General features: G+C 41.2%; 13 protein-coding genes. 2 read left to right on the forward strand and 11 right to left on the reverse strand.

Annotated features, from left to right (window positions below; all coding sequences use genetic code 11):
• Nucleotides 1–115: 115 nt before the first annotated feature.
• The 9 genes from dltD to HMPREF2837_RS10450 all read right to left on the reverse strand — a co-directional run bounded on the left by dltD (nt 116) and on the right by HMPREF2837_RS10450 (nt 10,537).
• A complete protein-coding gene (gene dltD, locus HMPREF2837_RS10410; protein ID WP_049549332.1) occupies nt 116–1,384 on the reverse strand; it encodes a D-alanyl-lipoteichoic acid biosynthesis protein DltD in 1,269 nt (422 codons plus the stop codon).
• Nucleotides 1,377–1,616 carry a D-alanine--poly(phosphoribitol) ligase subunit DltC gene (dltC, locus tag HMPREF2837_RS10415; protein WP_049549333.1) on the reverse strand — a complete coding sequence of 80 codons (240 nt, stop codon included), beginning with the start codon at nt 1,614–1,616 and terminating at the stop codon, nt 1,377–1,379. The genes dltD and dltC overlap by 8 nt, the downstream gene beginning before the upstream one ends.
• Before the next feature lie 13 nt (nt 1,617–1,629).
• Nucleotides 1,630–2,874 carry a D-alanyl-lipoteichoic acid biosynthesis protein DltB gene (gene dltB / locus HMPREF2837_RS10420; protein ID WP_049549334.1) on the reverse strand — a complete coding sequence of 415 codons (1,245 nt, stop codon included), beginning with the start codon at nt 2,872–2,874 and terminating at the stop codon, nt 1,630–1,632.
• Nucleotides 2,871–4,421 (reverse strand): D-alanine--poly(phosphoribitol) ligase subunit DltA, encoded by a 1,551-nt coding sequence (gene dltA, locus HMPREF2837_RS10425; RefSeq protein ID WP_049549335.1) that lies wholly within the window; start codon nt 4,419–4,421, stop codon nt 2,871–2,873. Before dltA ends, dltB begins: the two co-directional genes overlap by 4 nt.
• A gap of 20 nt (nt 4,422–4,441) precedes the next feature.
• The gene (locus tag HMPREF2837_RS10430; RefSeq protein ID WP_000375187.1) at nt 4,442–4,573 is read right to left on the reverse strand and encodes a teichoic acid D-Ala incorporation-associated protein DltX; all 132 of its coding nucleotides are present in this window, start codon (nt 4,571–4,573) and stop codon (nt 4,442–4,444) included.
• Nucleotides 4,574–4,799: 226 nt separating this feature from the next.
• Nucleotides 4,800–5,504, reverse strand: coding sequence for an MIP/aquaporin family protein (locus HMPREF2837_RS10435; protein WP_049549336.1), 705 nt, complete (start codon nt 5,502–5,504; stop codon nt 4,800–4,802).
• Between the two features lie 70 nt (nt 5,505–5,574).
• Nucleotides 5,575–7,401, reverse strand: coding sequence for a type 1 glycerol-3-phosphate oxidase (gene glpO / locus HMPREF2837_RS10440; RefSeq protein WP_049549337.1), 1,827 nt, complete (start codon nt 7,399–7,401; stop codon nt 5,575–5,577).
• A 40-nt stretch (nt 7,402–7,441) separates the two neighbouring features.
• The gene (gene glpK, locus HMPREF2837_RS10445; protein ID WP_049549338.1) at nt 7,442–8,950 is read right to left on the reverse strand and encodes a glycerol kinase GlpK; all 1,509 of its coding nucleotides are present in this window, start codon (nt 8,948–8,950) and stop codon (nt 7,442–7,444) included.
• A 159-nt stretch (nt 8,951–9,109) separates the two neighbouring features.
• Nucleotides 9,110–10,537: an AcpB/EbpR/MafR family transcriptional regulator gene (locus HMPREF2837_RS10450; RefSeq protein WP_049549339.1), complete on the reverse strand. Its 1,428-nt coding sequence runs from the start codon at nt 10,535–10,537 to the stop codon at nt 9,110–9,112.
• A gap of 164 nt (nt 10,538–10,701) precedes the next feature.
• Here HMPREF2837_RS10450 and hslO point away from each other — a divergent pair, with 164 nt between their 5' ends.
• Together hslO and dusB are read left to right on the forward strand one after the other, a co-directional pair.
• On the forward strand, nt 10,702–11,574 hold the full coding sequence (gene hslO, locus HMPREF2837_RS10455; RefSeq protein ID WP_049549340.1) for an Hsp33 family molecular chaperone HslO: 873 nt from the start codon (nt 10,702–10,704) through the stop codon (nt 11,572–11,574).
• Nucleotides 11,561–12,541, forward strand: coding sequence for a tRNA dihydrouridine synthase DusB (gene dusB, locus HMPREF2837_RS10460; RefSeq protein ID WP_049549341.1), 981 nt, complete (start codon nt 11,561–11,563; stop codon nt 12,539–12,541). Before hslO ends, dusB begins: the two co-directional genes overlap by 14 nt.
• A 625-nt stretch (nt 12,542–13,166) precedes the next feature.
• Here dusB and HMPREF2837_RS10465 read toward each other — a convergent pair.
• The gene (locus tag HMPREF2837_RS10465; protein WP_049549342.1) at nt 13,167–15,797 is read right to left on the reverse strand and encodes a CAP domain-containing protein; all 2,631 of its coding nucleotides are present in this window, start codon (nt 15,795–15,797) and stop codon (nt 13,167–13,169) included.
• 90 nt (nt 15,798–15,887) lie between these two features.
• Nucleotides 15,888–16,574 (reverse strand): hypothetical protein, encoded by a 687-nt coding sequence (locus tag HMPREF2837_RS10470; RefSeq protein ID WP_049549343.1) that lies wholly within the window; start codon nt 16,572–16,574, stop codon nt 15,888–15,890.
• Nucleotides 16,575–16,940: the final 366 nt, after the last annotated feature.

The raw sequence follows: 16,940 nt of genomic DNA on the forward strand, positions 1-16,940 counted from the left end.
CGTAGTGTACTATTCTAGATTCAACCAACTATAAAACTTTTAGCCTTTTTTAGGGCAAGCTATCTGACATTTCATAAAAAAAGTCTGAACAAAAAGTTCAAACTCCTTTTCTATATTATTGAAAATCTTTAATATTCCCATCGTAATTTGCCCAATCCTGGCTAAAGAAACGGTCATTCATTTGGTAATCAGGAGCTGTTGTTGGATTGCTCAAAAAAGGATTTACAACCTTATCAAACGCCAACCAGCCCAACCAACCAATATGAATCGTATCCTTAACAAAGTAGGGATCTCCTCCGTTTTTTGAAAAGTCAGCAATGTTGGTGAAACCTTGACTTTCTAACTGGTAACGAATTTTTTCCACAGCATGTTGATACATTTCCTCGCTGAGCTCTGTATGGGCCATCCATTTTTTATTGACAGGCTGAATAACAAAGAGCACATTGACCTTTGATTTGGCAAATTGATTAAGGACCAACTGCAAATCATTGTACTCAGAGGACTTGAGGAAATTATAATTCTTTTGATAGCCCTTATATTTCTCGAGGTAGTCTTTCACCTGGGTCTTATAAAATTGATTTTCAATTCCCATATCATTGTTACTGGTATTGGCTTCTGCATCCTTTCGAGCAATTTTTTCTAACTCTTCATAAGAAAATTGATCCGGAAGATCTTTTAAATAGTTCTCCACGTGTTCCTTGTACTTGAGTTTTCCTCGAATGGAAAATTGCCCAAATAGAGAGGCCTGACGCTCATTAAAACGCGCAAAAGCCTTGATAATAGCATGGTCGATTTCTGATAATTCCTCACCCTTTGACAGCTTCTCAACGATCCCCTTCATAGAGACTCCAGGATTTTGCTTTAAGAGACGTTTAGCTGCATGTTTGGCTGCTATATCTCCCGATTGATTTTCTAGAAAGGCTGTCAACTGATCGTTGTTAAAGTAGTTTTGGAAGAATGCTGGCTCATAGTCCTCCTCTGTAAACCACTGAGGCGAAATGACAAATACCGCCTGTTTTTCCTCGATTTCTGGTAAGATTTGCTGCAGACCGAAATACTGATTAAGAGAGGCTGCTCCTGCTTGTCCTAAAAAGTAGGGCCGGTAGGGGCGACTATACTTCTCCGCCAAGACCGCAGGATGCATGCTATCAAAACGAATCCACTCACTTGAGCCCAAAAAAGGAATAAAGCGCATATTGGGTTCCGTAAAGGCTCTCACTTTTTGGCTTCTCTCTTTAAAGCTCTCCGAACTAATCGCTGCTGCAGAATATTTTTCTTCAGTCAAATTATGACTTGGGTTGTTTGGATAAAAAAAGATCAGTAAGAAGACAAGAAAACTAGCAAGAAGCAAAGGGCCAAAGATTAACCACAAACGCTTAAGCATTCTTTAACTCCGTAATTCCTGCTATGATTTTATTAGCTGTATTCCAGTCATCACGACCAAATTCTGTAACTGGGACACGAATATCAAAGTGATTTTCGATTTCCACGATTAATTCAACTGTTCCCATACTGTCCAAGACACCCGCATCAAAAAGATCATCATCCATCATGTCAGAAACATCTTCCATAAACAATTCATCAATAATTTCAATAACTTCTGATTTGATATCCATTTTTTAATTCCTTTTATTTTTTAAACCATAAATCATTCAAAAATCCAGAGAAGATTAAGAATGAAATCATTACGACATGGAAGGTTATAACCATGCCAAGCAACTGAACCCAGCGATTCTCAGGCAAGGGAGCTTGCCCTGCTTTCTTACGTTCTTTATTGAGCGTTTTTTTCTTTCGAACCCAAGCATCATTAATCACTAAACCTAGCCCATGAAAGAGTCCATAGACAATGTAAAACCAAGTTATCCCATGCCAGAACCCCATAAGGAGCATGTTCAGGATATAGGCGACACTTGAAGTCACATTTCGATTCTTAAAAAGCTTCTTTCTCGTCATCACCATGACCATGCGCATAAAGACAAAGTCACGAAACCAGAAGGATAAACTCATGTGCCAGCGATTCCAAAACTCTTTCAAATCTCTTGACAAGAAAGGTTTGTTGAAGTTAATCGGACTACGAATTCCCATCAGATTTGAAATAGCTATAGCAAACATAGAGTAACCCGCAAAGTCAAAGAAGAGCTCCAGACCAAATGTGTACATGACTGCAACTACATAGTAGTTAAAGAAGCCACCTGTTTGTAAAGCTAAATTCTTTAGCGGTGGCAATAAAATCTCGCCTAAAATATGAGCTAGGATAAATTTATACAGAAATCCCCACATGATATACCGAACGGACTCGGCTAGCATATCCATCAACTCATCGCGCTCTGGAATTGTCTGATAATTTTCATTAAAACGTTTGAAACGATCAATAGGACCACTTGAAAAAGTCGGCATGAAGAGAAGGAAACGAAGGAATTCCCAGAGTGCGAAATCCTTAATCACTCCATCTCTCAGCTCGATTATAATCCCAACCGAACGAAACGTCAGATAAGAAATTCCCAAAAATCCAAGCAAAGACTGCGTTCCATTGATAGCTGGTTGCACCTTGACAAAGATAATCGGAAGTAGGGACAGAAAACTAACTAAGTAGAAAACCCACTTGCCATCCTTATTTTTTCGATAATGCTTGTAAAAAAGAACCAGTACCATTTGCCAAATTAGATAGATTCCTAAGGCAGCTAATTGATTGGTCTTGCCACCCGTCAACATGGTAACGATAAAGAAGAGACTAACCAGTATTTCATACCAAGAAAAGCGTTTTTTGAAAAAAAGACCGATAAAGATGGGCAAGGTAGCAGTAATCACGTACAAAAAGTACTGCGGATTCCCATACGGCTCAATATGAGGCAGCTGTTTCAGGAAATCCATCATCTATTATTCACCTCGTTAATCAATCCTTTGATATCAATCTTGCCATTTGGAGTCAGTGGCAATTCCTCTCTGTAAAGAAACTTAGATGGCATCATGTAAGACATCATAATATCTTCCAAGTCTTCCTTGATAGCCTTCGTGATATCAATTTCGCGCTCAAATTGTTCTTTGATGCCATCTTTCAAGATAACATAGGCTAAGAGATTTTGGACCTTGTGATCCTTGTTGTAACGTGGAACTGCAACAGCAGATTCAACGTACTTGGATTTGTTCAAGTTTTGAGAGACATCCTCTAGTTCAATACGATAGCCATTAAACTTGATCTGGAAGTCCATCCGTCCACCGTAAAGAAGAAGACCTTCATCTGTCATAGATCCCACATCGCCTGTGTGATAAGCTGGCAGACCTTCAAACTCAAAGAAGGCTTCAGCTGTTTTTTCAGGATTATTCATATAGCCTTTTGAAACAGCAGGTCCAGATACGATGATTTCCCCTTGTTCCCCATTTGGTAATTTATTGCCTTCCTCGTCAATGATAAAGGTTGGAGAATCAGCCTTGGTATAGCCGATTGGTAGGCGTTTGAGAGTCGCTAGCATCTCGTCTGTCACAGCAACTGCTGACAAGGCTACTGTCGCTTCTGTTGGTCCGTAGGCATTGATAATACGGGCATTTGGGAAACGTTCGCGTAGTTTTTGAGCCGTTTTAACCGTCAATTCTTCACCATCAAAGTAGAAATGCGTGATTCCAGGCATTGTCTCGCTATTAAAGTCTTCTGACAACATGGCCATATCTGCAAAGGAAGGGGTTGATGTCCAGATAGCGATTGGCAATGAAAAGATGGTCGCAAAGAGTTGCTTAAAGTCCTGAGTGATGGCAGATGGTAAGGCAAAAAGAGTTCCTCCCAGTGCCAAGGTCGGTGCCCAGTACATGACAGACAGGTCAAATGAATAAGGTGGTTGAGCCAGCATTTGCGGACGACTTGGCGTCGCAAATTCCTTGTCCGTAATCATCCAGTTGGTAAAGCTGAGCAAATTATTATGCGAAATCTGCACTCCCTTTGGCTTACCAGTTGTCCCTGAAGTAAAGATGATGTAGTAGTTATCATCTCCCTTGACTGGATGCGTCATCTCATAGCTCGCCCCTTTATCAAAGGTTTCTTGAACCTGAGCTAGATTCATCATCGGTGTAGAAACCTGCTCCAATGGAAATTCTGAAATGGCAATAATCAAACTTGGCTCTGCCACTTCTAAAATAGCTGAAACTCGCTCCAAAGCCGAATGGCTATCAATTGGAATGTAGGCATGACCTGACTTAGTCAGCGCTACAAAAGTTGCCAACATTTCATATTCTTGGCCACCAAAAACAACCACAGGAGACTTCTCTGGTAAATTCAGTTGATCAATAGCTGCAGCCAAACTATCCGAATCAGCCTTCAAATCTCCATAAGTGTGTTCCTGTCCCAAAACATTGTAAACAGGATCGCTAGGTTGTGTCTGAGCAAAATGCTCAATGGTTTCAATCATATCTACTATTGGTTTATTTGACACAATAGGAATTCTCCTTCAAGTTAAAATTCATTATAGATAAAGCCTCCTTGACCCTGGCCAAGATAACTAAAGAAATAAAGTAAACCCAGTAAAACAATAAAATACAGGACCGTTTGCCCTAAAAAAATATATAATGGTTTCTTTCTATCCATGATCGATTTCTTTTCTGTAAATTTCCGTCAATTTTTCCACAAACAATTACTATTTTTTCTTGTTCCCATTTTACCACTTTATTCCCTCTATTTTCAACTGTTTACCTTTTTTGGAAGTTGAGTTTAGCTTATTTTAAGACAAGTTCAAATATTAATGTTTTGCCCTTAAAAAACAACAAAGTTTGAGAATCCAATCTCAAACTTTGTTACAAATAGCTCTTTTATCTTAGAAAAGTGAGAATACAAGAACGGCCAAGGCTGCACCGATAACAGGTCCCACAACAGGAATCCAAGCGTAAGACCAGTCTCCATCTCCCTTGTTTGAAATTGGCAAGATGCTGTGCATGATACGAGGTCCAAGGTCACGCGCAGGGTTCAAGGCATAACCTGTTGTCCCACCTAGTGATAGACCGATACCAACAATCAAAGTCCCCACTGCGAAGGTTCCGATACCTGCCTGAAAATCGTAAAGACCCAAAGCAAAGATTGTCAAGACCAATACAAAAGTTCCAAGGATTTCGCTAATCAAGTTTGATACAGTATCCTTAATAGCTGGACCAGTGCTGAAAGTAGCCAAAATATTTCCTGCATTTTCTTCTGCCTCATAATGCGGTTTGAATTGCAACCAAACCAAAATCTGACCCAGCATAGCCCCTGCAAACTGAGCTAGGATATAAGGGAAAACGGAAGCCCAAGGCAAACCACCTTTTAAAGCTACACCAATGGTCACAGCTGGGTTTAAATGAGCTGGACTGAGCTTGCCAGATACAAATACTGCAACCGCAACTGCAATCCCCCAACCCATAGTAATCACAATCCAACCTGCATTGTTGCTCTTGGTTTTAGGAAGAACCACACCTGCTACAACACCATTTCCTAGAAGAATTAGGATTAAAGTCCCTAGAAATTCTCCAAATAATTCATTCATCATCTTTCTGTCTCCATTAAAAAGGAGGAGAGGGTAGACTAGGAGTCCTGCCCGCCACCTCTTTTATTTTTTCTTAATTTTTTAATTCTGCTAAATCGTTGTTAGCAAGAGCTGATTCGACATCAGCGCGGTAAGCTGCTTTTTCATCTTCTGTCCATTCATAGAATCGTCCCATTTCATCCAAAACTGGCTCAACGATGCTATCCAAACTATCACGCATAAAGAGCATATGGTTGGTACGACGAAGAAGGAAGTCAACTGGGCTAAGAGCCAACTCATTGCGCATTGCATAGTGAAGGGACAAAGTATCAGCCAAGCTGAGTCCTGGCGCTTGTTCCAAGCTGTGAGCAAGGGCAAAGACTTTCGGTGCATTTGAACCATAGAGATTTGCGAGATAGTGGGCTTCCTTACTATCCAAACCACGTGACACTCCAAGTTGCGCAAAGGCTTCGATTTCTGAGTCCACATTTGCTGGGTTCAATTCTCCACCTGAAACAGGATATGTCTTAGAGTTGATGAGTTTAAAGCTGCGGTCAAATTCTGCTTTAAGGATATTAACCACGCGCTCCATAGCTCCTTCAGCCATCTTACGGTAGTCTGTGATTTTACCACCAGCAAGGGTCAAAAGGCCATTGTCATCACGGTCCAAGCTAGAACCACGAGAAACTGCAGATGGATCCAAATGCTTCTCAGATGTGCTACTTTCAAGCTTGCTGACAGCAGATTCAACATCTTCACGCGTTTTTTCTTTCGATAGATAAGCTTCGACAGTCGCAATCAAGCTATTGAAGCTTTCATCGCTAATAGTTCCGTTATTTCCTCCATTGTAGTCAGAAGCGCTATTGCCTGCGATCAATGGACGAAGACCTGCCCAGCTACTTTCGATATCATCAATGGTGATGTTGGCTTCTGGGAAACGGTTGTTGACAATGCCAAGTAGGTAATCTACATCTTCTTGAGTTACTTTTGGATGTTCCAAATCACCTGTGTAGTCTGTATCAGTTGTACCAAAGTAAGTCTTGTTTTCACGTGGGAGAACAAAGACCATACGACCGTCACCCAAACCTGTGTCAAAGTAAACTGGCTGTGACACCTTGATCTTGCTTGAATCCACTACCAAGTGAACTCCCTTAGTTGGACGCATTTGTGAGAATTGTGTTCCCTTATTAGACAAATTACGTACCTTGTCGCTCCAAGGACCTGTTGTGTTAATCACCAGACGGGCCTTGATTTCAAAGACTTGGTCTGTCAACAAATCACGAGCTACAACACCTGTAATCTTGCCACTTTCGTCAAAGAGGAAGCCTTCTGCCTTCACGTGGTTGGCAATGAGGGCACCATCTTGGTTGGCACGTTTGATGTTTTCGATCACGAGACGCGCATCGTTGTTACGGAAGTCAAGATAAACTCCACCTCCTACCAAACCTTCTTTCTTCAAGTTTGGCTGGCGTTCCAAGACTTCTTCCTTACTCAAGACCTTGTTGGCAGCTGGCGTGTTATTAACCCCTGCTAAAAGGTCATACAAGTCCATGGCTACTTTGAGACGGAAGAGGCTAAAGGTCGCTCCATCCTCATCGTAAACTGGCAAGAGCATTGGATCTGGTTTTGGAATGTGTGGAGCAATTTGTTGTACCACTGCACGTTCTGAAACCGTATCTGATACTACTTCTACGTCAAATTGCTTGAGGTAACGAAGACCTCCGTGAACCAATTTTGTTGAACGGCTAGATGTTCCTTCTGCAAAGTCTTGCATTTCAATCAAACCAGTATCTAGACCACTAGCTGCCGCCTGCAAGGCTACACCAGCCCCTGTGATTCCTCCACCGATAATCAAGAGGTCCAGGGTACGTTCCTGCATTTTTTTAATTGATAATTCACGTGTTTTCTTTGAAAATTCCATATTTACACACTTTCTAACTAGTCGCTTTATTCTTCCAGTATTAGTCATCGATTTCCGCAAAGACTTGAGTTGCTTTCACAGCCTTCTTCCAGCCCTTGTAGAGTTGTTCCTTGCGCGATTCGTTCATAGATGGCTCAAAGAGTTCTCCTGTCTCGTTCAAGAGCTTCAACTCATCCAAGTCTTTCCAGTAACCAACTGCCAAACCAGCTAGGAAGGCTGCTCCTAGAGCAGTTGTTTCCAAGTTTTTGGCGCGTGCGATGTCGATTCCCAAGATGTCAGCTTGGAACTGCATGAGGAAGTTGTTCATAGCTGCACCACCGTCTACTTTCAAGACTTGGATAGCTGTCTGAGCATCCACTTGCATCGTATCGATGATATCACGTACTTGATAAGCGATAGATTGCAAGGTTGCCTTGATAAAGTCTTCTTTGCTTGTTCCACGAGTCAAACCAAAGACAGAACCGCGAGCGTTTTGGTTCCAGTATGGAGCACCTAGACCTGTAAAGGCTGGTACGACATAGACTTCATCGTTGTTGTGAGAATCACGAGCGTATTTTTCAGATTCTGGTGAATTTTCGACCATGCGAAGACCGTCACGAAGCCACTGAATAGCACTTCCTGCGATGAAGATAGAACCTTCCAAGGCATAGTAAACCTTGCCGTTAATTCCGTAACCAATGGTTGTCAAAAGATTGTTTTCAGACAACTGCATCTCTTCACCAGTATTCATAATGATGAAAGAGCCTGTTCCATAAGTATTTTTAACCATACCAGGTTCAAAGGCCAACTGTCCAAAGAGGGCCGCCTGTTGGTCCCCAGCCATACCTGAGATTGGCACTTGTCCACCATAGAAATGGAATGGCGCTGTCTTACCGTAAATTTCAGAGTTAGAACGAACTTCTGGCAGCATAGCCTTAGGAATGTTGAGAATTTCCAAAATCTCATCATCCCAATTGAGTTCTTTAATGTTATAAAGCATGGTACGAGCTGCATTTGAGTAGTCAGTCACGTGAGCCGCACCGTCAGTCAATTTCCAAACCAGCCAAGTATCAATGGTACCAAAGAGCAATTCTCCTTTTTCTGCTCGCTCTTGAGCGCCCTCTACATGGTCCAAAATCCAACGAACCTTGGTAGCAGAGAAGTAAGCATCAATGATCAAACCAGTCTTTTCATGGAATTTTTCCACATAACCTTGACTTTTTAGTTGCTCAGCCAAAGGGGCTGTCTGGCGTGATTGCCAAACGATAGCGTTGTAGATAGGGAGCCCTGTTTTCTTATCCCAGACAACAGTTGTTTCACGCTGGTTGGTAATCCCGATTGCTTCGATTTGATTTGGCTTGACACCACTTTCGATGAAAGCTCCAGCAATAACAGACTGGACGGAATTCCAAATTTCATTGGCATTATGCTCAACCCAACCTGCCTGAGGAAAAATCTGAGTGAACTCCTTTTGACTCGAGCTAACTTTTTCTCCTTTTTTGTTGAAAATAATGGCACGAGAACTTGTAGTTCCCTGGTCAATGGCCATGATGTATTTTTCTTGTGACATATGCTGTCCTCCTGATAAAGATCTTGAGGATGTTTCCTCTTTACACTTACTAGTATACAAAATAAAGCGCTTTCTTGTTCATCAACTTTTTTTAATTTTTAAAAAAATATGAGGAGATTGTGCGAATTTCACAAAAAAGACCTGGAACAACCAAGCCTTTTAAGTGAACAATAACTGACGAATCCCTGCCAAATCCTCCATATCCAAGTCGTTTTTTAAATAATAAACTGGAGTCTGTTCCTTCTTATGAATCGGGTTATTTGTAACCAGCAAATCATAATGCCGAGTTCGGTCATAGGCTTCAATAGTAATAAAACGATTGTATTCCAAATACCGTTTCAAAATGGCTGCCATCCTTGAAAAGACAAGAAAACCAGATGTCAAATCCAGGCCAATCCGCATATGCTGGCCACCATTTTCAGCCATATATTCGATTAACTGGAGCCATTCCCAGAGAATTTTCTTATCCAAATCCGTCCCCTGCCGAAAGGCAGGTAGAGCATAAAAAATCTCCTCTGCCGTTCCCCTAAAATCATGTTCCATCAGCAAATAAGGATGGCGATTCTCTAACTGGTACTTGTAGCGATCCTGTAAAATATAGCCCTTGTATAGGTAGACTTGAGCACAAAGCTGACTAAGTTCATAGGTGACATGGTCCTCTGTATAATCACCCAGCAACTCCTCTTTCTTCATTTCTTGAATCAATTGCGTCAGTAAACCTACTAATTGCCCTCCAAAACCAAGAATATACTCCATAGTATGAAGAGGAAGAATGCGATGAGATAGGAGAAAAGAGAAGAATATCATCATCTCACCATCCTCAGTTCCTAGAGGGATATGTTGCCCAGCAAAAAAGGACGGAACCTTTCTCAGCAAACGAAGGTAGAAAATATTGTCAAAATACCCTTGCATTTTCTCTTCTATAACTTGAAACTGACAGGCATTGACCCGAAGACGCTGTTGACTGATATGAGACCAGAGAACCAAGTCCAATTTCTGCCCCGAAGACAAACTCGCACCGCAGATTTCTTCTAGTGTAGTAATTTCCTGCTTTCTCTCTGGTTTCTGCATGTGACCTTCCCACTCCTGACTGGACCAAACCTTGCGAAAAAGACAAAAATAAAAGTAACGAATCTGATGCTCTGGACCTCGCCAACGTCCATTTTGGATGGATAAATCAAATTCTGACAAAATCTGATTTAAGCTAGCTAAGTGACGACCAAGCGTAGCCTCACTAATCATCAATTCTTGAGCCAGCTGATGGGCTAAAAACTGTTGGTGGTAGAGGAGATAGACCAAAATCTGGTATTTAACAGCATTCTCCAAAAACAAGCTCCGAATATCTCTCCCCTTGGTAGCTGCACCGATCGACAGGCGCAGATTTTCATCTTCTAAGGAGATGTTCAGCTCTAAGCCACTATCCAAAGCCTTTTCATTAAGAAGGGTGACATATTTGGTTAGAGTTGCTTTTGAAAATCCTGTTTCCTCCATTACAGCCTTGACAGTCGTCTGAGACTCTTGTAATAGAAAGGAAAGGATTGAAAATTGGCCAGATTCGGCCTTTTCCATCAAATCTCCTAAATACATTTGTTACCCCTTTCATTTTCTACATTAAGCATAGCATAAATCTTACAAATGCTGAAATAATCTGTTTCTCTTTTTATTTTCCTGCTGATTTCCTAGTCCATTATCCTAAAAATCAACAAACACACGGCTCCCCCTTTGGGCATTTTTATGCTAAAATAGTAGCTATGGATAAAATTATTAAAACTATATCAGAAAGCGGAGCCTTTCGTGCTTTTGTCCTTGACAGCACAGAAACAGTCCGCACTGCTCAAGAAAAACACCAAACCCAAGCTAGCTCAACTGTAGCGCTTGGTCGAACTCTTATCGCTAGCCAGATTCTCGCAGCCAATGAAAAAGGAAATACTAAACTAACAGTTAAGGTGCTGGGATCTAGCTCTCTAGGTGCTATCATCACCGTCGCTGATACCAAGGGGAATGTCAAAGGCTATATTCAAAATCCTGGTGTTGACATCAAAAAGACTGCAACTGGTGAAGTCCTAGTCGGACCTTTTGTTGGAAATGGTCAATTCCTCGTTATCACAGACTATGGTACTGGAAATCCTTACAACTCTATGACTCCCCTCATCTCTGGAGAAATTGGTGAAGACCTTGCCTTTTACCTGACTGAAAGCCAACAAACGCCTTCAGCAGTCGGCCTCAATGTCCTTTTGGACGAGGAAGACAAGGTCAAGGTTGCAGGTGGTTTCCTAGTTCAAGTCTTACCAGGAGCCAAGGAAGAAGAGATTGCTCGCTTTGAAAAACGCATCCAAGAAATGCCAGCTATCTCAACGCTTCTCGAAAGTGAAGACCATATCGAAGCCCTCATCAAGGCTATCTACGGTGACGAAGCCTACAAGCGTCTTTCTGAAGAAGAAATCTGTTTCCAATGTGACTGTAGCCATGAGCGCTTTATGAAGGTTCTTTCTAGTCTGCCAAGCTCAGACTTGCAGGAAATGAAGGACGAAGACCACGGGGCAGAAATCACTTGTCAATTCTGCCAAACTACTTACAACTTTGATGAAAACGACCTGGAGGAACTCATTCGTGACAAATCTTAATACACCTTTTATGATTGGCAATGTTGAGATTCCCAATCGTACCGTTTTAGCACCTATGGCTGGTGTCACCAACTCAGCCTTTCGTACTATCGCAAAAGAGCTTGGAGCTGGACTCGTTGTCATGGAAATGGTCTCTGACAAGGGAATCCAATACAACAATGAAAAAACCCTTCACATGCTTCATATCGATGAAGGCGAAAACCCTGTCTCTATCCAACTTTTTGGTAGCGATGAAGACAGCCTAGCACGCGCAGCAGAATTCATCCAAGAAAATACCAAGACCGATATCGTTGATATCAACATGGGTTGCCCAGTTAATAAAATCGTAAAAAACGAAGCTGGGGCTATGTGGCTCAAGGATCCAGACAAGATTTACTCGATCATCAACAAGGTCCAATCTGTACTTGATATCCCCCTTACTGTCAAAATGCGTACTGGATGGGCTGACCCATCTCTGGCAGTTGAAAATGCCCTCGCTGCTGAAGCAGCAGGTGTCTCTGCCCTCGCCATGCATGGCCGTACCCGTGAACAAATGTACACTGGTCACGCAGACCTTGAGACTCTTCACAAGGTTGCACAAGCTCTAACAAAAATTCCATTCATCGCCAACGGCGATATCCGTACGGTCCAAGAAGCCAAGCAACGCATCGAAGAAGTTGGTGCTGATGCCGTTATGATTGGACGCGCAGCTATGGGGAATCCTTACCTCTTCAATCAAATCAATCACTACTTTGAAACTGGAGAAATCCTTCCTGATTTAACCTTTGAAGATAAGATGAACATCGCCTACGAGCACTTGAAACGCTTGATTAACCTCAAGGGAGAAAAGGTTGCGGTCCGTGAATTCCGTGGACTAGCTCCTCACTACCTCCGTGGAACATCAGGTGCAGCTAAACTTCGTGGAGCGATCTCACAAGCAAGCACACTAGCCGAGATTGTAGCTCTATTGCAATTAGATAAGGCTTAAACTTCTATACTACCTTTCAAGCAAGGAGTGATTCCTAGTCCCTCTCATACCACCGTACCTGTCGTTCTGCATGCAGCATTTCAACATATACCGTTCAAGGTAACAATCCAATCCCACCGTCTAACAGGTGGTTTGCACCAGGGCTATAAGCCCAAATTACCAGCCAGCGCCTAAAGACGCTGGCTTTCACGTTGTTCAAGCCTCATTGCTCTTGACTCGTCACTTGCCTCTTAAAGAGGCTTTAGTATTACTTACCACTATCCCTAAAGGGATCCTCATATTCTTTCACACTTCATTTATCTAGTGCTATATCATGCTTTACTCGCTCTCAAATTTTCATACTCGTGAAGAAATCATCCACTGTATAATTTCTTTAATCTTGAATATATTTCCTAATTGTGGCTTCATTGAGTCCAACCGTACTCACATAATAACCTTCTGCTCAGAAATGCCGATTCCCAAACTTATAACCTTCGACGCGCACCTCACGGAGCGAGACGGACTAATAATCACAATTAAAAAGCTAGAGTTCCGCAATTGGAAATCTCTAGCTTTTTTGTGGTTGAGAACTATTTTGTCCAAGGCTCGTAAAACAACCTTATAAAAATGACAAATTTTATCCCTTTTAGCGTTCACGTTTACGTTGAATTGTAAATCCTAAAATTAATCCCAAAATAGTATATCCACCGAGAGCTATCTGACGTTCCACTCGAGAATAACTACCAGTATTTGGTAACTCCTGTTTAGTCGCATCTTTTCTACTAAACGTAGATAATGTTTGAGATGGCGTGTCATTCGGTCTAGCACCAGCATGTTTTGGACTTGTCTTATAACCATTCAATTCGGCATTCAAATCAAAAGCTGGAAGTTCTGTCAGTGTTACAGTTGGTGTGTCAACTGTTGTGGCACCAATTCCATCTTCATTTTGGGTCACTTTGTAACCATTCAATTCACCGTTTAGGTCAAAAGATGGAAGTTCTGTTGGTGTCACAGTTGGTGCGTCAACTGTTGTAGCACCAATTCCATCTTCATTTTGAGTCACTTTGTAACCGTTCAATTCGGCATTCAAATCAAAAGCTGGAAGTTCTTCAACACTTGGTGTTTCACGCGTAACTGCAGAAACTACACCTGTTGTGTCTTGATAAACTGCAAGAGCTTTGTCAATTGCAAGAATATCAGTCAAACGTTGAACATTAGATTTAGCGTCAGAAAGTGCTTTTTGGGCTTGTGTAAGCGCAACTTTTGCGTCCGCCACACGTTTGTAGGCAGCTGCTTTATCTTCTTCAGCCTTAGCCAATTTAGCATTCAAGTCACCCAATTGGCCTTGCAGGCGAGCTGCCTTATCACGAGCCTCAGTTGCTTTATTGATTTCACCTTGGACAGCCGCTACGCGTCCAGTCAAATGTTTGACGTAATTTGTAGCACGGTCAGCTGCAACGTTCTTTTCTTCAAGAGTTACTTCAGTTGCTTGAGCAGCTAACTTGGCAGTTGCGAGAGTTGCAGTCGCCTCGTTCAACTCAGTTGTTGCGTTGGCAATAGCTGCAGCACGTTGTTCTTGACTACGTGTAGCCGCTGCCAATTGATTACTCAACGCTGTTTGACGTGTGACAAGGGCATTGCGTTCACCTTCTTGACGAGCCTTAAGAGCCTTCAAATCATTCAAGGCGCTTACGAGTTCGCTATTATCACCTTCTTGTTTGTGAGTTACAAATACAAAATGGTGGTCTGCGATGAATTTCATTTTGCGACCGTAGAATGTCGGGTTAAGCGCATCATCCTTGAAGTTGTTGATATTATCCCAATACTTCTTAGTAGATTCACTTTCTTCTTCAAGGTAGGTTGTTCCGTCTTCGTCTGTTGAATAGGTACTGCCAGTATGAGCGTTATTTTCAAATGCCGCATAACGAGATGTACCATTTGAACCCACAATGTTGGCAAGGGCCAGACCCATTTTTCCACCCATTGGTATTAAAAGTGCTCGACGGTGACCATGATTGGCACCCGATACATTACGATAATCATCATACCATGTGAGCAACATATCATATGCCAATGTTTCGTTAGTCACAATGCGGTTGAAATTGATGTATCCATCTTCAGACGACACAAATTCCCCGAAACCATTGACGATATTTTCAAGACCTTTTTCATTCTTGTTACCTGGTGCAGTCAATGCTGTTTTGTGACTCAACTTGTCATTACGTTGCATTTCATTAGCGCGTTGTTGAGCATAATCTAAGTATGCGTCATCCACTTGCATATTACCTGCGACACCATTCGCCTCACGTAATTCATTAAGCAATTTAACAAATGCCTGAGACAATCCGCGGTTATCCACTTTATAGCGGAACACTGGTTGTTTCTTGAATGTATGATTTACAACATCATATGGTGCGTTACGGTAGTCTTCGAGTGCTTTTTGGAAATCCAACATATCTTGAGTCGCTTCGATTTCAACAATTTTAACACCTTGGAAGTTTACAGGTTCCATTGTCGGGTTACCTGATGCATCTTTTGGTGCATTGTTGCGGTTATGCTCGTAATCCATAAGATTGTCATGCGCTACCGCATTACGCTCAGATGGGTTCAAGTCAATCGTTTTGATAACTGGTTTGTAGTTATCCACTTCTTGTTGCTTCGCGTCAATACGACTACTTGTAGCAGCAATTTGTGCAGATTTTGCAGTTAATTGACTAGTAACGTCATCCAATTCGGTTTGGATTTGTTTAGGGTCTTGACTAGTTGTTGCGGTTGCTTGATTCAAAACAGCTTTCTTGTCTTCGACAGTTTTCTCAGCAGCTGTGACAGCTTTTGCAGCGTCGTCATGAGCTTGTTTGGCATTCACAACTTCACCTTTTGCAGTTTGCTCAGCAGTTTTTGCGTCTGAAAGTTCAGCATTGAGTTCTGATTTTTGTTCATTTTTGGTGCCAATAACCTTATTTTGCTCTTCAACAATTGTAGCTGCTTTTTGCGCCGTCTTGATGTCTTCTTTGATATCCGCTACAGCTTTTTCAGCGGTTGACTGTTGGTCTTCCGCAGCTTGTACATCTGCACTCTTTTGGTCGACGGTTGCTTGCGCGGCTTTAGCAACCTCTTGAGCCCTACTCAAATCTTGACCTGTCACTGCTGTTTTTTGTATGGTTGTTGATGTGGTAGGTTGTGAAAGCTCGTCTGCTTGAACAGTTGTATTAACAACACCAGCACCGACAAGAACAGAAGTTAAACCAGCACCTAATAAAATATCTTTCTTTTGCATATATTCTCCTAATATAAAATTCATGATTCATTTTCAAAATTATAGCCTGTTCTCCTAAGAGGAACAAAGTTCGGTATTATAATTCTCTCATTATCTGTTTTCTATAATCCTATGATGAGTCCTTGTCTCTAATAATTGAATTGTCTGAATTACAGATTGATAGCGAACATTATCTTGGATAGTAGCTAAACTACTTTGCATCACTTCTTGATTGTATTCCACTCTTTCACGGTGTTTTTCTTCCGCCAGTAAATTAGCTGCTTCTTTAAAGTTATCAGCTCTATAAGTTTCTAGATAACTATATAAGAGATATAGGTCATCCATATTAAAATAATCTTCTGGAATTTCTTCTTTATAATCAAGGAACTGCTTATCTCTCAACAGTTCTACACCTTTTTGGCGATATTTGTTAGAAGCATCATTATCATAAGCATTTGAAAATTCCTTCTTGGCAGAATGATTATAAAATGCTTTTACAATAGCAAAAATAGGAAAAAACAGCAATTGAAACAATCCATAAGTTACAGGTACTTGTATAATAATTAACGAAGTTATAGGGTAGGTATTTGTAATAGCTCCCCATATATTTACTATTAAAATAAAACTAATAATAATTATGTTAAATACTTTTTTAATTTTATAATATTTACCCATAATACTATCATAGGCTTTATTTTGCTCAGCCGAAATGGCCTTGTCCAAATCCGATACTGTTTTTAAAACTTGAAAACAATACCCAAACATATAAAGCAATTGTTCCCTATTATATCTATTCATATTGGTTTAAAGTCTCCCTATGGCCATAATCCGATTTTTGAGTATATTTATTATACAACTATCTATTATCCCCCCCCCCGAAATGGCTTTGTCAAGGGATTTCTATTAATTTTAATAAAATATTTTATTGCCATCTATCTAGATTTTTGTTATCTGAAAAAGATTGATATCTAGTGTGTCACAACACTCAAAACTGAGCAAAAAAATAGGTTCATTTAAAAATTATTGTTTAAAATCATAACCACCCGTCAAACGGGTAGTTTGCACCAGAACGCTATAAGTCCAAATTACCAGCCAGCGCCTAAAGATGCTGGCTTTCACCTTGTTCAAGCTGACTCGTCACTTGCCTCTTAAAGAGGCGTGAGT

Origin of the sequence: Streptococcus sp. HMSC071D03 (assembly GCF_001812125.1) — a bacterium.
GTDB classification, from domain to species: Bacteria; Bacillota; Bacilli; order Lactobacillales; family Streptococcaceae; genus Streptococcus; species Streptococcus pseudopneumoniae_N.